This is a genomic window from Oleiagrimonas sp. C23AA, from assembly GCF_011759385.1.
GTDB lineage: Bacteria > Pseudomonadota > Gammaproteobacteria > Xanthomonadales > Rhodanobacteraceae > Oleiagrimonas.
In genome coordinates this window covers 149967-170357 of record NZ_JAARLY010000003.1, presented here as the reverse complement: position 1 = coordinate 170357, position 20391 = coordinate 149967, and the positions used below count along the sequence as shown (strand labels likewise).

At 65.0% G+C, this 20391-nt stretch carries 18 protein-coding genes and 1 riboswitch; of the genes, 12 read left to right on the top strand and 6 right to left on the bottom strand.

The features are described 5' to 3' along the window. Positions 1-156 precede the first annotated feature (156 nt). Positions 157-2337 (top strand): catalase/peroxidase HPI, encoded by a 2181-nt coding sequence (katG, locus tag HBF24_RS06190; protein ID WP_167170573.1) that lies wholly within the window; start codon positions 157-159, stop codon positions 2335-2337. A gap of 122 nt (positions 2338-2459) precedes the next feature. Here the strand turns inward: katG and HBF24_RS06185 are convergent, their stop codons facing one another. Further along, a complete protein-coding gene (locus HBF24_RS06185) occupies positions 2460-2855 on the bottom strand; it encodes a S4 domain-containing protein (protein WP_167170570.1) in 396 nt (131 codons plus the stop codon). Positions 2856-2911: 56 nt separating this feature from the next. On the opposite strand from HBF24_RS06185, the gene HBF24_RS06180 reads away from it, so the two are divergent. The 4 genes from HBF24_RS06180 (at position 2912) to pnuC (ending at position 7371) form a co-directional block, all read left to right on the top strand. Beyond that, positions 2912-3205 (top strand): hypothetical protein, encoded by a 294-nt coding sequence (locus tag HBF24_RS06180; RefSeq protein ID WP_167170566.1) that lies wholly within the window; start codon positions 2912-2914, stop codon positions 3203-3205. Between the two features lie 32 nt (positions 3206-3237). Then, on the top strand, positions 3238-4368 hold the full coding sequence (locus HBF24_RS06175; RefSeq protein ID WP_167170564.1) for a phosphotransferase: 1131 nt from the start codon (positions 3238-3240) through the stop codon (positions 4366-4368). Between the two features lie 52 nt (positions 4369-4420). Continuing rightward, positions 4421-4517: riboswitch (TPP riboswitch) on the top strand. Between the two features lie 101 nt (positions 4518-4618). Continuing rightward, complete coding sequence (locus HBF24_RS06170; RefSeq protein WP_167170561.1) at positions 4619-6799, top strand: TonB-dependent siderophore receptor; 2181 nt, start codon at positions 4619-4621, stop codon at positions 6797-6799. Continuing rightward, on the top strand, positions 6799-7371 hold the full coding sequence (gene pnuC, locus HBF24_RS06165) for a nicotinamide riboside transporter PnuC (RefSeq protein WP_167170558.1): 573 nt from the start codon (positions 6799-6801) through the stop codon (positions 7369-7371). The genes HBF24_RS06170 and pnuC overlap by 1 nt, the downstream gene beginning before the upstream one ends. A 109-nt stretch (positions 7372-7480) precedes the next feature. Here pnuC and htpG read toward each other — a convergent pair whose 3' ends face one another. Both htpG and htpX read right to left on the bottom strand, forming a co-directional pair. Continuing rightward, positions 7481-9346: a molecular chaperone HtpG gene (gene htpG / locus HBF24_RS06160; RefSeq protein WP_167170555.1), complete on the bottom strand. Its 1866-nt coding sequence runs from the start codon at positions 9344-9346 to the stop codon at positions 7481-7483. A gap of 76 nt (positions 9347-9422) precedes the next feature. Then, positions 9423-10319, bottom strand: coding sequence for a protease HtpX (gene htpX, locus HBF24_RS06155; protein ID WP_167170552.1), 897 nt, complete (start codon positions 10317-10319; stop codon positions 9423-9425). A 156-nt stretch (positions 10320-10475) separates the two neighbouring features. Here htpX and gluQRS point away from each other — a divergent pair, with 156 nt between their 5' ends. From gluQRS to phbB (HBF24_RS06135), 4 genes are all read left to right on the top strand, one after another. After that, positions 10476-11375 carry a tRNA glutamyl-Q(34) synthetase GluQRS gene (gluQRS, locus tag HBF24_RS06150; RefSeq protein ID WP_167170549.1) on the top strand — a complete coding sequence of 300 codons (900 nt, stop codon included), beginning with the start codon at positions 10476-10478 and terminating at the stop codon, positions 11373-11375. A 101-nt stretch (positions 11376-11476) separates the two neighbouring features. Beyond that, complete coding sequence (gene phbB, locus HBF24_RS06145; protein WP_167170547.1) at positions 11477-12217, top strand: acetoacetyl-CoA reductase; 741 nt, start codon at positions 11477-11479, stop codon at positions 12215-12217. A 207-nt stretch (positions 12218-12424) separates the two neighbouring features. Beyond that, positions 12425-12922 (top strand): polyhydroxyalkanoate synthesis repressor PhaR, encoded by a 498-nt coding sequence (gene phaR / locus HBF24_RS06140; RefSeq protein ID WP_167170543.1) that lies wholly within the window; start codon positions 12425-12427, stop codon positions 12920-12922. Between the two features lie 127 nt (positions 12923-13049). Beyond that, positions 13050-13808, top strand: a complete 759-nt coding sequence (gene phbB / locus HBF24_RS06135; protein WP_167170541.1) for an acetoacetyl-CoA reductase — start codon at positions 13050-13052, stop codon at positions 13806-13808. 73 nt (positions 13809-13881) lie between these two features. Here the strand turns inward: phbB (HBF24_RS06135) and HBF24_RS06130 are convergent, their stop codons facing one another. Genes HBF24_RS06130 through HBF24_RS06120 form a run of 3 tightly spaced genes read right to left on the bottom strand, consistent with a single transcriptional unit; the run spans position 13882 to position 16285 of the window. Then, complete coding sequence (locus HBF24_RS06130) at positions 13882-14202, bottom strand: DUF6587 family protein (RefSeq protein WP_167170538.1); 321 nt, start codon at positions 14200-14202, stop codon at positions 13882-13884. Further along, a complete protein-coding gene (locus tag HBF24_RS06125) occupies positions 14199-16043 on the bottom strand; it encodes a ferrous iron transporter B (RefSeq protein ID WP_167170535.1) in 1845 nt (614 codons plus the stop codon). The genes HBF24_RS06130 and HBF24_RS06125 overlap by 4 nt, the downstream gene beginning before the upstream one ends. Beyond that, a complete protein-coding gene (locus HBF24_RS06120; protein ID WP_167170532.1) occupies positions 16040-16285 on the bottom strand; it encodes a FeoA family protein in 246 nt (81 codons plus the stop codon). Before HBF24_RS06120 ends, HBF24_RS06125 begins: the two co-directional genes overlap by 4 nt. A gap of 168 nt (positions 16286-16453) precedes the next feature. Between HBF24_RS06120 and HBF24_RS06115 the strand changes: the two genes are divergently transcribed. The 3 genes from HBF24_RS06115 (at position 16454) to HBF24_RS06105 (ending at position 20305) form a co-directional block, all read left to right on the top strand. After that, positions 16454-17272, top strand: a complete 819-nt coding sequence (locus HBF24_RS06115; RefSeq protein ID WP_167170528.1) for an enoyl-CoA hydratase-related protein — start codon at positions 16454-16456, stop codon at positions 17270-17272. 124 nt (positions 17273-17396) lie between these two features. Beyond that, positions 17397-19409, top strand: a complete 2013-nt coding sequence (locus tag HBF24_RS06110; RefSeq protein WP_167170525.1) for an acetyl/propionyl/methylcrotonyl-CoA carboxylase subunit alpha — start codon at positions 17397-17399, stop codon at positions 19407-19409. After that, on the top strand, positions 19406-20305 hold the full coding sequence (locus HBF24_RS06105) for a hydroxymethylglutaryl-CoA lyase (protein ID WP_167170523.1): 900 nt from the start codon (positions 19406-19408) through the stop codon (positions 20303-20305). Before HBF24_RS06110 ends, HBF24_RS06105 begins: the two co-directional genes overlap by 4 nt. Positions 20306-20391: the final 86 nt, after the last annotated feature.

Below are 20391 nucleotides of genomic sequence, written 5' to 3'. Positions count from 1 at the left end.
CGCGCGTGCCTATATTCATAGTCGCCATGGCGCTTATGTGCGTCCTGCGCCCTGATACAAGGCCGGCCCGAACGGGCTGCCGGCAACCAGGCCCGCGGTACGCCACAGCGCTTGCGATCAGCCACTTTCGACACGCACGCACTTTCGGAGACGCACATGAACGCCAAGCCCAAGCACGGCGCCGGCACCTGCCCGGTGATGCACGGCGCCAATACGGAGGCCAGCGCCTCGGCCACCCGTTGGTGGCCCAACGCCCTGAATCTGGACATCCTGCACCAGCACGACAGCAAGACCCGGCCGCTGGGCAAGGATTTTTGCTATCGCGATGAGCTGAAAAAGCTCGATGTCGCCGCGCTGAAACAGGATCTGCATGCCCTGCTGACCGACAGCCAGAGCTGGTGGCCAGCCGACTGGGGCCACTACGGCGGCCTGTTCATCCGCATGGCCTGGCATTCGGCCGGCTCTTACCGCCTGGCCGACGGCCGCGGCGGTGGCGGCACCGGCAACCTGCGCTTCGCGCCGCTCAACTCCTGGCCGGACAACGCCAGCCTGGACAAGGCCCGGCGCCTGCTGTGGCCGATCAAGAAGAAGTACGGCAACAAGATCAGCTGGGCCGATCTGATCATCCTGGCCGGCACCATCGCCTATGAATCGTTTGGCCTGAAGACCTTCGGCTTCGCCTTCGGTCGCGAAGATATCTGGCACCCGGAGAAAGACACTTACTGGGGCGCCGAGAAAGAATGGCTGGCACCGTCGGATCAGCGCTACACCCAGGTCGACAAGCCCGAAACCATGGAAAACCCGCTGGCCGCCGTGCAGATGGGGCTGATCTACGTGAACCCGGAAGGCGTCAACGGCGTGCCCGACCCGGCCAAAACGGCCGCACAGGTGCGTGAAACCTTCAAACGCATGGCCATGAACGATGAGGAAACCGTCGCCCTCACCGCCGGCGGCCACACCGTCGGCAAGTGCCACGGCAATGGCGATGCCGCCGCCCTGGGCGCCGAGCCGGAAGCGGCCGATGTCGAGCAACAGGGTCTGGGCTGGTTCAACCCCAACCAGAAAGGCTCGGCCGGCAATGCGATTACCGGTGGCCCGGAAGGCGCCTGGACCAGCAAGCCGCTGGAATTCGACATGGGCTACTTCGACATGCTGTTCGGCCACGAATGGGAAGTGACGCAAAGCCGGGCCGGCGCCAAGCAGTGGAAGCCGGTCGACATCGACGAAGCCGATATGCCCGTCGACACCGGCGACGCCAGCAAACGTGCCATGCCGATGATGACCGACGCCGACATGGCGATGAAGGTGGACCCGACCTACAACGCCATCTGCCACAAATTCATGGCCGATCCGGCGTACTTCCGCGACTGCTTTGCGCGCGCCTGGTTCAAGCTGACCCACCGCGACATGGGCCCCAAGAGCCGCTACCTCGGCCCGGATGTGCCGGCCGAAGACCTGATCTGGCAGGACCCGATTCCCGCCGGGCCGGCCCACTACGACATCGGTCATGCCAAGACGCTGATTGCCGCCAGCGGCCTGAGCGTCGGTGAGTTGGTCGCCACCGCCTGGGACAGCGCGCGCACGTTCCGTGGTTCGGACATGCGTGGCGGTGCCAATGGCGCACGCATCCGCCTGGCGCCGCAAAACACCTGGGAGGGCAACGAACCCGAGCGGCTGGCCAAGGTGCTGGCAGTACTGGAACCCATCGCCGCGCAAGTGGGCGCCAGCGTCGCCGATATCATCGTGCTGGCCGGCAACGTCGGCGTGGAGAAAGCGGCCAAGGCCGCCGGCTACGAGGTCAGCGTGCCGTTCGCGCCGGGTCGCGGCGATGCCACTGACGCCATGACCGACGCCGAATCGTTCGAGCCGCTGGAGCCCATCCACGACGGCTATCGCAACTGGGTGAAGAAAGACTACGTGGTCAGCCCGGAGGAATTGATGCTCGACCGCACCCAGCTGATGGGTTTGACGGCACCGGAGATGACCGTGCTGGTCGGCGGCATGCGCGTGCTGGGTACCAATCACGGCGGCAGCAAGCACGGCGTGTTCACCGACCGCGAAGGCGCGCTGACCACCGACTTCTTCGTCAACCTCACCGACATGGGCAACGCCTGGAAGCCGACCGGCAAGAACCTTTACGACATCCGTGATCGCGCCACCGACCAGCTCAAATGGACGGCCACGCGCATGGATCTGGTGTTCGGCTCCAACGCTGTCTTGCGCGCCTATGCCGAGGTCTACGCCCAGGACGACAGCCACGAGAGGTTCGTGCACGACTTTGTCGCGGCCTGGACCAAGGTGATGAACGCGGACCGCTTCGACCTGCTCCGAGCCTAGGCGCGAACCGGCGCGATGGCAGCTGCCATCGCGCCACCGTCACTCACCAGCAGACCAGCCCCTCCTTTGCCAGAACGGCCCGCAGGCACTATCGCCGGGCCGTCTTTTTTTAAGACGCGCAGCTACTCTTCGCCGCCGTGCTTGAAGCGTCGAAGTTCACGACGGGCCTGCTTGTCCGGGCGCGTATCCGGCGCCACCGGGCGCGACAGGCGCGCCATTTCGCGTGCGGCCTCGCGTGCCTTTACACTCCCCTCGCTCTCGGCATACAGCGTTTGCGCCACCGCCGCTGGCCCACGCTTGTCCGAGAGCGCGGTCACGGCGATTTCGTAACGCTCGTTGGCCCGGGTGATGCGCAGCGTGTCGCCCACCTGCACGCCCTTCGAAGGCTTGCAGTGCGCGCCATTGAGCTCCACCTTGCCGCCCTCGATCGCCTGCCTGCACAGGCTGCGTGTCTTGAAAAAACGCGCTGCCCACAACCAGACATCGGCGCGAATGCTCTGCTTCTGCGATTCACTCATGCGTCCATTATGGTGCAGGCATTGGCCATGCGGCGAGACAGGGAAGGCATGCGCCGATGGACGATTCAATAACGCTGATCGCCACGGCGCTGGTGGCACTGGCCGCTGGCTACTTCTTGCACCGTATCAGCGCGCGGCAAGACCACGCGGCGCATCGCTCATCGCTTCCGGGCATTCACAATGCCGACATCGAAACTTGGGTGCAGCACAAACGCACTATCGACGCCATGCGACGTCTACGCCAACGTGACGGACTCGGTCTGAAAAATGCCAAGGATCAGGTCGATACCATGGCGATTGGCCTGCACCCAACTGCCAAGGTAGCTGACGACACCGCCCGCGCACGTTAAGGTGCCCGCACCGCTTTTCCCAACCTACCTGCATGAGCGCGACACCCCACCGCGTACACGGACTGGCCGCCGATGAAACAGCGCCGGACTGGCCGCCGATCACCGGCGCCGAACTGGCCACATTGTTTGCACGCTTTGCCGACATGGCGCCGTGGCGCGCACCGCACTGGCACAGCCCCCGCCCGCTTTCGGCCGCCTGCCTGGTGCACACCGAACAAGGCGAGTTGTTCATCAAACGCCATCACCAAAGCGTACGCAGCGCGCCGACACTGGCCGAAGAACACACGTTCATGGCTCATCTTCGCCAGCACGGCGCCGGCGTGCCGCAAGTCGTGGCCGACGCCGAAGGGCAAACCGCCATCGCCCTCGGCGAGTGGACCTACGAGGTGCATACACCCGTCGATGGCGTCGACCTTTATCGCGAGCTGGTGTCGTGGGAGCCGCTGACCTGCCTGGCGCACGCCCACGCCGCCGGTCTGGCCTTGGCGCAACTTCACGACGCTGCCGAAGGTTTCATAGCCCCCAAGCGCAGCACGCATATCCTGGTCGCGCGCAGCGAACTGATTACCTGCGCCGACGCCGTCGCCACACTGCAAGCGCAACTACCCGGGCGCCCGGCGCTGGCCAACTACCTGGCCGGCCGCGACTGGCAGCAGGAACTGCGCACTGCGCTTGGGCCGGATGCCGCCGAGCGCGCCGCGAAACTTGCCGCCGAGCCTCGGCTCTGGACGCACAGCGACTGGCATGCATCGAACCTTGCCTGGTCCGGCGATGATGAACGCGCCACGGTCAGCGCCGCCTTCGACTTTGGCCTGGCTGCACCCAATTTCGCCCTGTTCGATCTGGCCACCGCCATCGAGCGCAACGCCATCGAGTGGCTGCAACTGGACAAGGGCATGGCTGCGGCGCACATCGATACCGCGCTCGCGCTGATCGACGGCTATACGTCCAAACGTCCTTTGACGGATGCACAACGAAAACTTCTGGCCGATACACTGCGCTGTGTACACGTGGATTTCGCCATCTCGGAAACCGAATACTTTCATGGCATTACCGGCTCCACCGCCGATGCCGATGTGGCCTGGGCCACCTTTCTTCTGGGGCACGCCGCCTGGTTTGACAGCGCCCCCGGCCAGGCGCTTTTGCACGCCATCGCCGGCTGAGTGGCATCAAGGGGCTGGGCGAAGCACACCAAACGTGCTTACAATGCCGCCCATCAAGAAGCGGGGGTGCCTGGCTGCGGCCGGGCTGAGAGAGTCCCTTGGAACCTGATCCGGTTTGCACCGGCGTAGGGAGCTTTGACTTCAAGCCTGGCGGAGGTCCGTGCATCAAATTCATGCACGAGTGCCCTTCCGCGTGGCTGGCCGTCGCTTCGTGACCTATACACACGACACGAATCGAACGAGACCCGCCATGCCCCATCGCACTTCTCTGTATCTGGCCCTGAGCCTGGCCGCCGTCGGCACCACAGCGCATGCCCAGGACACGGCCTCCGATGCCGATGCGCAGCACGCCACGCATCTTTCCACCGTGCGCGTCACCGGCCACCACGCCGACGGCTACGATGCCGACCGCAGCCAGTTGGGCAGCTTCGGCGGCGGCGCGCTGCATGACACGCCGGCTTCGGTGGTGGTGTTCACTCGTGACCAGATCGATGACCGCCAGCCGCGCTCGCTGAGTGAACTGGCCAAGGGTGATGCCGCGCTGGGCGACAACTACGCGGCGGTCGGCTATTACCAGGACATCAGCGTGCGCGGCTTTCCGCTGGACTACGCCACCAGTTTCCGCCAGAACAACCTGACCATCGCCGGCGCGCAGATGCTGCCGCTGGAGGACAAGCAGCAGGTGGAAATTCTCAAGGGTCTGGCAGGCATCGAGGCAGGCGTGGTGGCTCCCGGCGGCCTGATCAACTTCGTCAGCAAGCGTCCGGCCAACGTGCACACGGTGACGCTGGGCACCGATTCGCATGGCTCGCGCTATGGCACCGCGGACCTGGGCGGCTGGCTGACGCCGACGTTTGGCCTGCGTTTCAATGCCGCCTATGAGGATACGCACAGCTTTGTGCAGCATGCCGACGGGCGGCGCAATTTCTATGCGCTGGCCGCCGACTGGAAAATCAGCCCGTCCAGCCTGCTTGAGCTGGATGGCAACTACCAGACCAGTGCGCAACGCGATGCTTCCGGCTACCAGCTGCTGGGCGGCACCAAGATTCCCGCTCATGCCAGTCGTACCAAGATGCTCGGCTTCGAGCCGTGGCAACAACCGGTATCGATTGCCGCCACCAACCTGAGCGCGCGCTACACCTACACGGTCAATCAGGACTGGAGCGTCAAGCTGGCTGCTGGCCACAACCGCAGCGTCATCGATGACAATGTCGCCTACCCGTATGGCTGCTTCTACGCCGCATCCTGCGCCAGCGGCGACACCCCGGGATACTTCTTTGGCCCCGATGGTGCCTACGATGTCTACGATTTCCGCAGCCCCGACGACACCCGCAACAACGACGAGGCGCGCGCCACCGTGCGCGGTCACATCGACGCCGGCAGCATCAGCCACGACCTGACCTTGGGCGTGCAGGCGTTCCGGCGCACCGTCGATCAGCGCCAGGAGGTCTACGACTATGTGGGCACCGCCAATATCGACCAGGCCGATCCGCCGTATTTCGCGCCGTCTCCGAATCAGCCCGGCCCCTCGGCGCGGCGCCTGACCAGCTGGCAGCGCAGCGCCTTTGCGCTGGACCGCGTGCACCTGGGCGATACCTGGCAGGTACTGGCGGGTGCGCGTTTCGTGCGTTTGAACGAGCGCGCCTATGACGACAGCGGCGTGCTTGAGCGCACCACGCGCCTTTCCAAGACGCTGCCGCAGGCGGCCGTGCTGTGGCAGCCAAACGCCGCCATCACCGGGTACCTCAGTTACGGCGAAGGCTTGTCGCTGGGCAAGGAAGCACCGTACTGGACTGCCAACCCGAATGTCATCATGCCGCCGATTCATTCGCGCCAGGTTGAAGCCGGGGTGAAGTATGCGGTGGGTGACCACCTGGATCTGACCGCCGCGTTGTACCGCATTCGCCAGCCGTACCAGTTCGCGCAGCCGGACGACAGCGCCGAAGGCTTCAGCTTCGTGCAGTCAGGGCAGGAAGTGCACACGGGCCTGGAGCTGGGTACGCACGGCCAGCTGACCTCGCACTTGCGTGTGGCGGCCAGCGCCAGCTACATACGCGCCCGCGCCGAAGACACCGGCACGCCATCATATGAAGGCCATCAGGTGGCCAATGTGCCGACGCTGCGTACCTCGGTCAATGCCGATTACACACTGCCATTCGCACCGCAGCTGGCCGTGCTCGGCGCCTGGCGCTACAGCGCGCCCAAGGCTGCGCTACCCGACGGTAGCGTACGCGTGGGCGCCTACAACGTGTTCGATGCCGGGCTGCGCCTGTCCTCGCATATTGCCGGCCATGCCGCAGCGTGGCGGCTGATGGTCAGCAACCTGTTCAATCGCTTCTACTGGCGTGATACCGGCAGCGCCTACGGCGATCGCTTCCTGTTCCCGAGCGAGCCGCGCCTGGCCCGCCTGTCCGTGAAGTTCGACCTGTAATGACCGGCATCGAACTGCTTGGCGCCATCCTCAGCGTATGGGGCGTGTGGCTGGCCGCACAGCGTCGCATGCTCAGCTGGCCGGTGGGATTTGCCGCGTGCCTGGTTTACGGCTGGGTGTTCATCGACGCCCGGCTGTATTCCGACACCTTGCTGCAGATCGCCTTCGCCCTGTTCATCGCCTACGGTTGGTATCGCTGGAAGCAGAACCTGGGCGATGACGGCCGCGTGCGTGTGGCCCCACTTCCACGCGCACGCGCACTGGTCAACGTGGCTGTAGGTATCGTCGGCGCGCTGTGTCTTGGCTACACCATGCACACATGGACCGATGCGGCCCTGCCCTGGCTGGACTCGGCGCTGACCGCTTTCAGCCTGGTCGCGCAGTGGTGGCAGGACCGACGCCACACCGCCGCCTGGTGGCTGTGGATTGTGCTCGACACGCTTTACGTCGGCGAATACATCTACAAACAGCTCATGATCACTGCCGCGCTCTACGCCGGTTTCGTGGTGCTGGCCGTGATCGGGCTGCGCGCCTGGCAGAAGGCGGTGCAAAAGGAAGTGGCGAGCGCATGACAAATACCGACCTGTGTCGGCACCCTGGGGCACTGGTGTCATGCCATTGGAAGACAACAAAAAGCCCGCCATGTGGCGGGCTTTTTGTTGCGACAGTTCGCTACTCCAACTAGCCGGCAAGCAGCCGATTCATGCGCTGCACGAAGGCGGCCGGGTCGTCCAGTGTGGCGCCGGCGGCCACTTCGGCCTGCTCCAGCAGCAGCACCGCCAGGTCGGCTGCTTGTGCTTCATCGCTCACGCCTTCCAGGCGTTTGAGCAAGGCGTGCTGCGGGTTGATCTCCAGCGTCGGCTTGGACTCGGGCATGTCGTGGCCGGCCTCGCGCAGCAGGCGCGCCAGGTGCGGCGCCATGTCGAAATCGGCCAAGGCCAGACACGAAGGTGAATCGACCAGACGCGCCGACACGCGCACGTCGGCCACGCGGTCACCCAGCAATGTCCTGATGCGTTCGAGCAGCGGCTTGGCGGCCTCACTGGCCTCCTCCTGCTTCTTCTTGTCGGCCTCGTCCAGCGGCAACTCGCCCTTGGCGGCGTTGCGCAACTTCTTGCCTTCGTACTCGCTCAGGCTGCCCAGCATCCATTCGTCGATGCGGTCGAACAGCAGCAGCACCTCGATGCCCTTGGCCTTCAGCGCTTCCAGCTGCGGGCTGCCGGCGGCGGCGGCGTAGGTTTCGCCGGTGATCAGCCAGATGTCCTCCTGACCGGCCTTCATGCGACCGATGTAGTCATCCAGCGATACGTTCTGCTTGGCGCCCTCGCCGGCGGTGCTGGCAAAACGCAGCAGCTTGGCGATCCGCTCGCGGTTGGACGGGTCCTCGACAATGCCTTCCTTGAGCACGTTGCCGAACGCCGAGTAGAAGGTGGCGAACTTCTCCGGCTCGTCGCGCGCCATCTTTTCCAGCAGGTCCAGCACGCGCTTGACGATGGAGGCGCGGATGCGATCGACTTGGCGATTCTGCTGCAGAATCTCGCGACTGACATTGAGCGGCAGATCATCGGCATCGACCACACCGCGCACGAAACGCAGATACGGCGGCAGCAGCTCCTGCGCCGCATCCATGATGAAGACGCGCTTGATGTACAGCTTCAGGCCCTTGCGCTCATCGCGGTTGGCGCCCATCAGGTCGAACGGCGCCTGCGCCGGGATGTACAGCAGCGTGGTGAAGGCCTGGCTGCCCTCGACGCGGTTGTGCGCCCAGGCCAGCGGATTGTTGAAGTCCGAACCCAGGCCCTTGTAGAAGTCCTGGTATTCCTCGTCGCTGATCTCGCTCTTGGCGCGCGTCCACATCGCCGAGGCGGCGTTGATGGTCTCGACCTCATCACCGGGCTTGCCGTCATCATCCTTGGGCAGGCGAATCGGGAACGCCACATGCTCGGAGTACTTGCGGATCAGGCTGCGCAGCTGCCAGTTCTTGAGGAACTCATCCTCATCGGCCTTCATGTGCAACACCACGGTGGTACCGCGTGCCTCGCGCTCGATCTGTTCGAGCAGGTATTCGCCCTTGCCGTCGCTTTCCCACTTCACCGCCTCGGCGGTGGGCGCGTCAGCGCGGCGGGTCAGCACGGTGACCTTGTCGGCGACCACGAAGGCGGCATAGAAGCCGACGCCGAACTGGCCGATCAGGCGCGCGTCGGCCTGCTGGTCGCCACTCATGGCCTCCAGGAAACGGCGCGTGCCGGAACTGGCAATAGTGCCGATGTTGGCGATGACCTCATCGCGGCTCATGCCGATGCCGTTGTCGGACACGCTGATGGTGCGCGCCTCCGGGTCCCAGCTGACGTCAATGTGCAGTTCGGCATCGCCGGACAGCAGTTCGGGCTTGGCGATGGCCTCGAAGCGCAGCTTGTCGCAGGCGTCCGATGCGTTGGAAATCAACTCGCGCAGGAAGATTTCCTTGTGCGAGTACAGCGAATGGGTCACCAGGTGCAGCACCTGCGCGACTTCGGCTTCGAATTTACGGGTTTCAGTCGTGGACATGGCTCGTCGTGTGCGTATGTCGTTGGAAAAGGGATTAAAAAGCGATAACCCTTTATGGCTATCGCTCGATGTAATCTCAAGCCCCGGCGCGCTCCAGGCGCGCGATGCGCTCTTCCAGCGGCGGATGGCTCATGAAAAGACGCTTGGCGCCATGCGCCAGGTGGCCGGAAATGCCAAAGGCCTGAATCTGCTTGGGCAGGGTCGACTCGCCGTAACTGGCCGACAGCCGGCGCAGCGCCGAGATCATCTTGTCGCGCCCGGCCAGACGCGCCCCGGCGGCGTCGGCACGAAACTCGCGATAGCGCGAAAAGCCCATCACCACGATCGACGCCAGCAGGCCGAAGATCACCTCCAGCACCATGACGATGATGAAGTAACCCAAGCCAGTGCCGCCCTCGCGGTCGTCGCGGCTGCCGCTGATCCAGCTGTCGACCATACGCCCGACGATGCGCGCCAGGAAGATCACGAAGGTATTCAAAACGCCCTGCAGGAGCGCCATGGTGACCATGTCGCCATTGGCCACATGACCCACCTCGTGACCCAGCACCGCAGAGACCTGATCGCGATCCATGTTGTGCAGCAAACCGGTGCTGACGGCCACCAGCGCCTTGTTGCGGCTGGCACCGGTGGCAAAGGCGTTCATCTCCGGACCATCGTAGATGGCCACCTCCGGCATGCCGATGCCGGCCTGCGTGGCGTGCTCGCGCACCGTCGCCAGCAGCCAGCGCTCGGCCTCATTGGACGGTTGCTCGATCACGCGCGCGCCGGTGGACATCTTGGCCATCCACTTGCTCATCGCCAGCGAAATCAGCGAGCCACCGAAACCGATCACCGCGGCGAACACCAGCAACGGACCCAGGCCGCCATAGCCACGGCTGGCCGCCCAGGCATCAATCCCGAACAGACGACAGACGATGCTCAGCAGCACCAGAACGGCAAGATTGGTCAGAACAAACAGCACGATGCGGCGCATGAGTTTTTATTTCCTGTAAATCGATTGGCAAACCCGGCACGGGCACAACCCACCGGTAGCGCGAAGATCGCACATTCTTACGACCACGCCGGCGCAGCGGAGTTTTCGGGACGCCGGCGCGCACTTTCAAGTGCCGCTTTGGCACTATAGGAAACGATGAGTTACCGCGGACGCTTCGCCCCTTCGCCTACCGGTCACCTGCACGCCGGCTCGCTGCTGGCCGCGCTGGCCAGTTATCTGGACGCGCGCCATGCGGGCGGCGCCTGGCTGCTGCGCGTGGAGGACATCGACCCACCTCGCGAAGCGCCCGGTTCGGCGGCAGCCATCCTGCAAGCGCTCGGCGCGCTTGGCCTGCACGCCGATGCCCCGGTGCTGTACCAGTCGCAACGACACGCCGCCTACCAGGCCGCGCTGGATACGTTGATCGCCAAGGATCTAGCCTTCCCGTGCTGGTGCAGCCGCAGCGATCTCGCTCCTCACGGCGGCATTCACAGAGACGGCCACTGCGTGCGGCAGCGTGATGGCTCGCGCCAACCGGCCTGGCGACTGCGCGTACCGGATGTCACGGTGGAATTTGTCGATCGCCTGCAAGGGCCTCAGCGCGAAGACCTGCGTCAGACCGTGGGCGATTTCGTGCTCAAGCGCGCCGATGGCTTCTGGGCCTACCAGCTGGCCTGCGTGGTCGACGACGCGGCGCAGGGCATCACCGATGTAGTGCGTGGCCGCGACTTGCTGGACTCGACGGCGCGACAGATCTTCCTGCAACGCTGCCTGGCGTTGCCCACGCCGCGCTACCTGCATCTGCCGCTGCTGACCGATACGACCGGACGAAAGCTCTCCAAATCCCAGGGCGACGCGCTGGGACAGGCACCGCCGCACACGCAGTTGGTTACCGCGTTGCACCTGCTTGGCCAGACCGTACCGGAGCCTGCCGCCTGCGTCGATACGCTGCTGGCCCAAGCCGTGGCGAACTTTGACGCCAGCGCCCTGCCCACTAACGACCGGCGTCTTGCCGCCACGCTGGCACCGGTCCCGCGCCATGCGTCTTCGTCATGACAAGGGTCAAACATGATGCGGCATGATGTGGCGTAGACTCGCATCGTGCGGCCATTGAAGCCGTCACGACGTTGACCGCCCTGACCAGGAGTTCGCAGCTCATGACCCAGCGCATCGCACTCGTCACCGGTGGCACCGGGGGCATCGGTACCGCCATCGTCCGCCGTCTTCATGCCGCCGGCCATCGCGTGGTCAGCAACTACCGCAGCGAGGATCGTGCCCGCGCCTGGCAGGAGCGCCTGGCCTCGGAGGGGGTGCCGGCCGAGCTGGTGCACGGTGACGTGGCCGATCCCAAGTCCTGCCAGGCGATGATCGACGAGATCGAGAAACGCGTCGGCAGTGTCGACATTCTCATCAACAACGCCGGCATCACCCGCGACACCACCTTCCACCGCATGACCTACGAGCAGTGGAACGAGGTCATCAACACCAACCTGAGTGCCTGCTTCAACGTGACCCGCCCGGTGATCGAAGGCATGCGCAAGCGCAAGTGGGGCCGTATCGTGCAGATCAGCTCCATCAACGGGCAGAAGGGTCAGTACGGCCAGGCCAACTACGCGGCGGCCAAGGCCGGCATGCACGGCTTCACCATTTCGCTGGCGCAGGAAAATGCCCGCCACGGCATCACCGTGAACACCATCTCGCCCGGCTACGTGGCCACCGACATGGTGATGGCGGTGCCCGAAGAAGTGCGCGAGAAGATCGTCGCGCAAATTCCGATCGGACGCCTGGGTAAGCCGGAGGAAATTGCGCATGCGGTGGACTTCTTCGTTGGCGAACAAGCCTGCTGGATCACCGGCGCCAACCTGTCGGTCAACGGTGGCCATTACATGGGCTGGTAGCCGCCAGGCCACCGTTACCGCCCGAAGCGCCATGCCGCGCACGGGTTTCACCGTGCTGACCGTCAAAGGGGCGAAAAGCGGCTTTTCGCCCCTTTGAATATCGCGCCGTTATGCGCTTTGTGGCATGCATGCCAAATTCGACTGGCAATCATTGCTGCGCCGCATATTTTGCTGGTGCGGCGCAATATGTTCTGGTAGCTTTTGCGCATGGCACAAGCAACCCGAATCATCAAAAAGTATCCGAACCGCCGGTTGTACGACACCGAGATTTCCAGCTACATCACCCTGGAAGAGGTCCGTCAGCTTGTATTGGACGGCGAAAACTTCGAGGTTCGTGATGCCAAGTCCGGTGACGATCTGACCCGGTCGGTCCTTCTGCAGATCATCGCCGAGCACGAGGAGCACGGACAGCCCATGCTCTCGCCGCAGCTGCTGGCGCAGATCATCCGTTTCTACGGCGATTCGCTGCAGGGCCTGATGGCGCCGTACCTGGAAAAGAGCATGCAGGTGTTCATGGATCAGCAGCAGCAGTTCCGCACCCAGCTCAACTCCATGCTGGGCCAGGGGCCGTGGGGCATGCTCAACGAGCTGACCGAGCGCAACCTGGACATGTGGAAGTCGATGCAGCGCGGCTTCCTGGACGCAGCGTCCAGCCAGCAGGGTGCGCCGGCGGCCGACAAGGGCCCGGCAAAAAAGACACGCTGACACACGCTCGGCCCTTCCCCGGCGGGCACCGCTGGCGCTCGCTGCGAACCTGTCGCCTTCCTTCCACATGCTGTAGCGCAGCACACGTTGCTGCGCCGCATGTGCCTGATCAGGAGCCGCAAGCTCTATGAATGCATCCAACGCGCCTCGCGTGGCCATCGTCACCGGTGGCCTGGGCGGCCTGGGCCGTGCCATCTGCCAGCAACTGCTCGATGCCGGCCACCAGGTGGTGGCCGCCGACCTTCCCTGCGACGAAGAGCGGCGCCGCCGCTTCACCGATGCCCTTGAAAGCGAACGCGGTGAGATCTCGGTGGAAGCGGTGGATGTATCCGACGCGGCCAGCTGTCGCCAGCTGGCGCAGCGCGTACACCAACGCCTGGGCCGGGTCGACATCCTGGTCAATGGCGCCGGCATCACGCGCGATGGCACGCTGCGCAAGATGGATGACGAGCAATGGTCGTCACTGATGCGGGTCAACCTGGACGGGCTCTATCACATGAGCCGTCCGCTGATCGACGGCATGTGCGAGCGCGGTTTCGGCCGCATCGTCAACATCAGCTCGGTGAACGGGCAAACCGGGCGGTTTGGGCAAACCAACTACTCGGCGGCCAAGGCCGGCGTGCACGGCTTTACCATGGCCCTGGCGCGTGAAAGCGCACGCAAGGGCGTAACGGTCAATACAGTGTCACCCGGCTACTGCGCCACCGACATGGTGATGGCGGTGCCGGAAAAGGTGCGCGAGCAGATTGTGGCGCAGATTCCGGTAGGGCGCCTGGGTGACCCGAAAGACGTGGCGCGCGCGGTGGGCTTTCTCGCCGCCGACGATGCCGGTTACCTGACCGGCATCAACCTGCCGGTCAACGGCGGCTACTTCATGAGTTTCTAGCCATCGCCCGGTCCATTTTTCCGAACCCATCATTTACAAAACGCCCGTCTGACGACGGGCGTTTTGTTATCCCTCAACGCGAGTGCGAATGCGGTTTGAAGTGCAGCGGCTGCACATGCGGATCGGCATTGCCCTGATAAGGCGCGGAGCCACAACCCCCGCAGCTACCGCAGCCGTCACCGTCACCACAACTGCCGCGCTTGGCATCAGCCGGCTGCAGACGCCGGGCCATCCAACGCAACGCGCGACCACGAGACGGCCGGTCCAGTGCCGCCGCCAAGCGGCCGAACAGACGCTTGGAGGTCTGCGGCATCAGCTTGCGCGCGGCCGATACCAGGCAGAACACCAGCAGTGCGCCCAGAACCAGGTCCTGAACAAGGGCAAAGGCACTCATGTGAACAACCTCGCAATCTGGAAGGTCAGCAACGAGGCCACGTAGGCCAGTGCGAACAGATAGCCCGCGGCGATGACCACGTTGCGCCAGGAGTTGGTTTCACGGCGGATAACCGCCAGCGTCGACATGCACTGCGGCGCGAACACGTACCAGGCCAGCAACGACAGCGCCGTGGCCAGCGACCACTGGTGCGCGATCATCGGCCCCAGGTGCGAGGCGACCACATCATCGGTGCCCGACAGCGCGTACACCGTGCCCAGCGCCGAGACTGCCACCTCGCGCGCCGCCATGCCGGGAATCAGCGCCACGCTGATCTGCCAGTTGAAGCCGATCGGCGCAAACACGTAGTGCAGCCAGTGCCCGATGCGGCCGGCCAGGCTGTAGTCGATGGCAGGCCCCGTGGCGCCGGCCGGCGGCCCCGGGAACGAGGACAGGAACCACAGCAGCACGGTCAGGGTAAGGATGATGCCGCCAACGCGCTTCATGAAGATTTTCACGCGCAGCCACAGGCCGTACAGCACATCGCGCGGATTGGGCAGGCGATAGGCCGGCAGCTCCATCAGCAGCGCGTGCTCGCTCTTGTCGCGGCGCAGACGCTTCATCACGAAGGCGACCGCCAGCGCACTCAGGATGCCGGCGAAATACAGCACGAACAGCACGATGCCCTGCAGGTTGAAAATGCCCCACACGTCACGCCGCGGAATGAACGCGGCGATCAGCAGCGTGTAGACCGGCAGGCGCGCCGAGCAGGTCATCAGCGGCGCCACCAGGATGGTGGTCAGGCGATCGCGCGGATCGGAGATCGAACGCGTGGCCATGATGCCGGGAATGGCGCAGGCAAAACTGGACAGCAGCGGGATGAACGCGCGCCCGGTCAAGCCCGCCTTGAACATCATGCGGTCCAGCAAAAACGCGGCGCGTGGCAGATAGCCCGATTCCTCCAGCACCAGAATGAACAGGAACAGGATCAGGATCTGCGGCAGGAACGTCAGCACCGTGCCCAGGCCGGCAAAGATGCCGTCGTTGATCAGACTTCGCAGCGCACTGCCCGCCGGCAGCGCCTGCGTGGTCCAGTGCCCGGCCCAGGCCACGCCCGCGCCGATGCTGTCCATGATCGGCTCGGCCCAGGAAAACACCGCCTGGAAGATCAGGAACATCAGCGCGGCCAGAATGCCAAGGCCGATCACCGGATGCAGCGCCCAACGGTCGATCACATCATCCAGCCGCAAGCGCTTGGCCGGCATCTGCACCGTGGCCGCCAGCAGCTCGCGTACCTGGGCGTGGATGTCGGCACCGGGGTCCACATCCACCTGCGGTGCCTCGGCCGGCGCGTAGTCATCCAGATGCGCCACCAGAGCCGCCGCGCCACCGCGACGTACGGCGATGGTCTGGACCACCGGCATGCCCAGACGCTGCGACAAGGCCTCGACATCGATCTTGATGCCGTGCCGGCGCGCCGCGTCCATCATGTTCAGCGCCAGCACCACCGGCCTTCCCAGCCGCGCCACTTCCAGCACGAAGCGCAGGTGCAGGCGCAGATTGGTGGCGTCGGCCACGCACACGATCAGATCCGGCGCGGCCTCGCCCGGGTAGCGCCCCTGGCAGACATCGCGAGTGATCATCTCATCCGGACTGGTGGCATCGAAGCTGTAGGTGCCCGGCAGGTCCAGCAAGTGAAACTGGCGACCGGATGGCGCATGCACGCGCCCTTCCTTGCGCTCGACGGTGACGCCGGCGTAATTGGCCACTTTCTGATGAGAGCCGGTCAACAGATTGAACAGCGCTGTCTTGCCGCAGTTGGGGTTTCCCACCAGGGCAATGCGAAGAGCCTCGGTACTCATGCGGCGGCCTCCTGCTCCACGCTCACACGCTGCGCCTCGTTGCGACGCAACGCAAAGCGGGTGAAGCCCACCTGCACCAGCAGCGGATCGCCGCCAAACGGGCCGCGCGCCACCAGGCGCACGGTTTCACCCGGCACAAACCCCAAGTCGCGCAGGCGACGGGCTATGGCATCTTCGGGATGGGCGTCCTGAACTTGCTGGACCACGGCTGAGGCACCTTTCGGTAAGTCGGAAAGCTGCACGAATAGACCAGATTAAATAGGAATGGTTCGCATTATAGCTCGCCTTTGCGCTCTCTGGCGATGCCTGCGACACCCTGACCGCCTCCGTCGCTGCGCTGCGTCAAGGGCCACAGCCCCTTCGCGGGCTATGATGAAGCGCTGACACCATGCCCCGCCAAGGAGTCCCCCATGTACGAAACCGAGACCCTGAAAGCCACCCGCCACGGTCATCTGGCCGAAATCATCCTCAATCGCCCCGATGTCCATAACGCATTCAATGATGTGCTGGTGGCCGAGCTGACCCAGGTACTGGAAATGGCCGATCAGAAGCCGGACATCCACGCCGTGATGATCACCGGCGAGGGCAAAAGTTTCTGCGCCGGCGCCGACACCCACTGGATGCGTGGCATGGCCCAGGCCAGCAAGCTGGAGAACAAGGAAGACTCGCTGCGCCTGGCGCGCCTGATGCGCGTGCTCAACTACCTGTCCAAGCCGACCATTGCCCGCGTCAACGGCGCCGCCTACGGCGGAGGCATCGGTCTGATCGCCTGCTGCGACGTGGCGATCGGAGTACAAAGCGCCAAGTTCTCGCTGTCGGAAGTCAAACTCGGGCTGGTGCCGGCGGTCATCTCGCCATACGTGGTCGATGCCATCGGCCTGCGCCGCGCGCGCCGCCTGTTTGTCACCGGCGAGGTGTTCAACGCCGAACACGCGGCCATGATCGGCCTGCTGCACGAGGCCGTGCCTGACGACGAACTGGATGACGCCATCGCCAAGCTGGTCGCCACCATGGAAAAAGGCGGCCCGCAGGCGCGGCGCGAATCCAAGCGCCTGGCGTTGCGCGTGGCCGGCAAGGACGAGCGTGCCCAGGCCAAACTGGATGCCGACAACGCCGAGCTGATCGCCCGCGTACGCGTGGATGAGGAAGGCCAGGAAGGGCTCTCCGCGTTCCTGGAAAAACGCAAGCCATCGTGGATCACCGAGGCCGAAAGCGCCGAGGCAGGCTGAACAAAACGCTGCAGCATGACGGTTTCATGCTGCACCTGCCGCAAGCCGCGCACCGGTTGCCAATGCTAAGTTGAGGGCCTTTGCCGCCGCGGCGGCGAGCCCTTACACACGTACGAGTGCGCGCATGTTCAAACGCATCCTAATTGCCAACCGCGGTGAAATCGCCTGCCGCGTCATTCGCACCTGCCGCCGACTTGGCGTGGAAACGGTTGCCGTGTATTCGCAGGCCGACGCCAACGCGCAGCACGTGCGCCTGGCCGATCGCGCCTGGCCGATCGGCGGCCCGCGTCCGGCCGATTCCTACCTTCGCGGTGACGCCATCCTCGAGGTGGCGCGCGAAACCGGCGCCGAGGCCATCCATCCCGGCTACGGTTTTCTTTCCGAGAATGCCGCCTTCGCCCGCGCCTGCGGCGAGGCCGGCATCGTCTTCATTGGTCCCAAGCCGGAAAGCATCGAGGCGATGGGTTCCAAGGCCGAAGCCAAGGCGCTGATGGAACGCCACGAGGTGCCGCTGGTGCCCGGCTATCACGGCGACAATCAGGACACCGAGCACCTGGCCGAGCAGGCCCGAGCCACGGGCTTTCCGCTGATGATCAAGGCCGCCGCCGGCGGTGGCGGCAAGGGCATGCGCATCGTGCGCGAGGAAGCGGACTTTGCCGATGCTCTGGGCGCGGCGCAGCGCGAGGCCCAAAGCGGCTTTGGCGATGCACGCGTGATTTTGGAGCGCTACGTCGAGCAGCCACGGCATATCGAGTTTCAGGTGTTTGGCGACAGCCACGGCCACGTGATTCATCTCAACGAACGCGAGTGCTCGGCACAGCGCCGCTACCAGAAGGTGCTGGAGGAAACGCCCTCGCCGTTCCTGGACGCAACGCGCCGCGCGGCGATGGGCCAGGCGGCGGTCAACGCCGCACGTGCCGTCGATTACGTCGGCGCCGGCACGGTGGAGTTCATCGTCGGCGCGGACGGCGATTTCTACTTCATGGAAATGAACACGCGTCTGCAGGTCGAGCACCCGGTCACCGAGCTGACGCTGGGTCTGGATCTGGTCGAGTGGCAGCTGCGTGTAGCCGCCGGCGAGGCGCTACCGGCCACGCAGGACGATATCCACGCGCAAGGCCACGCCATCGAAGTGCGCCTGTATGCCGAGGATCCCGAACAGAACTTCCTGCCCGGCTCGGGTCGGTTGACGCGACTGGCACTGCCCTCGCCTTCGGCGCATGTGCGCCTGGACGGCGGCGTGATCGAAGGCGACACGGTGACGATTTTCTACGACCCGATGATCGCCAAGCTGATCGTGCACGATGCCGACCGCCCGCGTGCGCTGCAACGCCTGCGCCAGGCACTGGCCGAGTGCGACATCGTCGGCCCCAAGTCCAATATCTCGTTTCTGGAGCGCCTGGCGCGCCACCCGGCCATTGTCGAGGCCACCATCAACACCGGCTATCTGGATGCGCATCTGGATGAGTTCCTGCCAACTCCCGACGCCGAACTTCCCGCCACGGCGCTGGTACTGGCCGCCGCCGCGCTGCTGCAGGCGGACGAATCCAACGCGCGCCAGCTTGGCGCCGCGACCGACCCGCATTCACCGTGGTCGCGTGCCGACGGCTGGCGCATCGGCCATGCCGGCAAGCGGGTGCTGGCGCTGGTCTATCGCGGTCAGCGACACGAGATTGAAGCGCATGGGCATGACGGGCACTACCGCGTGATCAGCGGTGCATGCGAGTGCGTCATCGACGATCTTTCCGTGCAGTGCGGCCTGCTGCGCGCGCGCATCGACGGTATTGGCCATCGCCTGCCGCTGGTGATCGACGGCGACCGCGTGCGCCTGCAATACCAAGACCAGCGCTACGTCTTCGAACGCGCCCCGGCCTTTGCCTGGGGCGGTGCCGAGGATGCCGCCGACGAGCGCATCAGCGCCCCCATGCCCGGCCGCATCGTGCTGGTACGTGCCAAACCCGGCGACCAGGTCAAGGAAGGCGACGAGCTGCTGGTGATGGAAGCGATGAAAATGGAGCTGTCGCTGAAGGCACCGCGCGATGGCGAGGTGGCCGAAATCCAGGCCAGCGAAGGCGATTTCGTCGAAGCCGACGCGGTATTGGTGCGTCTGGCCGACGCCGAAACGGAGGCCGCATGAGCACGTTCCCGGCACAGGTGCGCATGGTCGAAGTCGGCGCCCGCGATGGCCTGCAGAACGAGAAAACCATCGTGCCGGCGGCGACCAAGATCGAGCTGATCGACCGGCTCTCGGCCACCGGCCTCAAGACCATCGAAGCGACCAGTTTCGTCAGCCCCAAATGGGTGCCACAGCTGGCCGATGCGGCCGAGGTCTACACCGGCATCAGCCAGCGCGAAGGCGTTTCCTACCCGGTGCTGGTACCGAACGAAAAAGGCTACGAGCGTGCGCGCGAGGTCGGCGTGCGCGAGATCGCCGTATTCACCGCCGCCAGCGAAGCCTTCAACCGCAAGAACATCAACGCCGGCATCGACGAATCACTGGATCGCTTCGCGCCCTTGTTCGAGCGCGCCCGCGCCGACGGCGTAAAGGTGCGCGGCTACGTGTCTACCGTGCTCGGTTGCCCCTACCAGGGCGAGGTGCCGATAGCCGATGTGGTGCACGTGGCCGAGCGCCTGCACCAGGCCGGCTGTTATGAGGTGTCGCTGGGCGACACCATCGGCGTCGGCACGCCGGCCAAGGCGCGCGCCATGCTGCGCGCAGTAGCGCAATCGGTGCCGATGCACGCGCTGGCCGTGCACTTTCACGATACCTACGGCCAGGCGCTGGCGAACATTCTGGCCTGCCTGGAAGAAGGCGTCGCCGTGGTCGATTCCTCCGTCGGCGGCACCGGCGGCTGCCCCTACGCCAAGGGCGCCACCGGCAATGTGGCCAGCGAAGATGTTGCCTACATGCTTGAGGGCCTGGGTGTGGACACCGGCGTCGATCTGGACGCGCTCATCGACACCGGCATGTGGCTTTCCGAGCAGCTGGGCCGACCCACCGCCAGCCGCGTCGCCCGCGCGCGGCGCAGCTGAGCGCGGCGGTCATCAGTCCCATCGTCGACGTGCAAGGCGGCTTTAGTGCGTCAGGCCCCGACTGGCTGGCACCTTCGCCCGCCAGT

Bases quoted from the DNA above. Each gene is read 5' to 3' on its own strand.
- phaR (WP_167170543.1), top strand. From the start codon at position 12,425: ATGGCACAAGCAACCCGAATCATCAAAAAGTATCCGAACCGCCGGTTG.
- HBF24_RS06110 (WP_167170525.1), top strand. From the start codon at position 17,397: ATGTTCAAACGCATCCTAATTGCCAACCGCGGTGAAATCGCCTGCCGC.
- HBF24_RS06185 (WP_167170570.1), bottom strand. From the start codon at position 2,855: ATGAGTGAATCGCAGAAGCAGAGCATTCGCGCCGATGTCTGGTTGTGG.
- pnuC (WP_167170558.1), top strand. From the start codon at position 6,799: ATGACCGGCATCGAACTGCTTGGCGCCATCCTCAGCGTATGGGGCGTG.
- gluQRS (WP_167170549.1), top strand. From the start codon at position 10,476: ATGAGTTACCGCGGACGCTTCGCCCCTTCGCCTACCGGTCACCTGCAC.
- HBF24_RS06125 (WP_167170535.1), bottom strand. From the start codon at position 16,043: ATGAGTACCGAGGCTCTTCGCATTGCCCTGGTGGGAAACCCCAACTGC.
- HBF24_RS06130 (WP_167170538.1), bottom strand. From the start codon at position 14,202: ATGAGTGCCTTTGCCCTTGTTCAGGACCTGGTTCTGGGCGCACTGCTG.
- phbB (WP_167170541.1), top strand. From the start codon at position 13,050: ATGAATGCATCCAACGCGCCTCGCGTGGCCATCGTCACCGGTGGCCTG.
- katG (WP_167170573.1), top strand. From the start codon at position 157: ATGAACGCCAAGCCCAAGCACGGCGCCGGCACCTGCCCGGTGATGCAC.
- phbB (WP_167170547.1), top strand. From the start codon at position 11,477: ATGACCCAGCGCATCGCACTCGTCACCGGTGGCACCGGGGGCATCGGT.
- htpG (WP_167170555.1), bottom strand. From the start codon at position 9,346: ATGTCCACGACTGAAACCCGTAAATTCGAAGCCGAAGTCGCGCAGGTG.
- HBF24_RS06105 (WP_167170523.1), top strand. From the start codon at position 19,406: ATGAGCACGTTCCCGGCACAGGTGCGCATGGTCGAAGTCGGCGCCCGC.
- HBF24_RS06170 (WP_167170561.1), top strand. From the start codon at position 4,619: ATGCCCCATCGCACTTCTCTGTATCTGGCCCTGAGCCTGGCCGCCGTC.
- htpX (WP_167170552.1), bottom strand. From the start codon at position 10,319: ATGCGCCGCATCGTGCTGTTTGTTCTGACCAATCTTGCCGTTCTGGTG.
- HBF24_RS06175 (WP_167170564.1), top strand. From the start codon at position 3,238: ATGAGCGCGACACCCCACCGCGTACACGGACTGGCCGCCGATGAAACA.
- HBF24_RS06115 (WP_167170528.1), top strand. From the start codon at position 16,454: ATGTACGAAACCGAGACCCTGAAAGCCACCCGCCACGGTCATCTGGCC.
- HBF24_RS06180 (WP_167170566.1), top strand. From the start codon at position 2,912: ATGGACGATTCAATAACGCTGATCGCCACGGCGCTGGTGGCACTGGCC.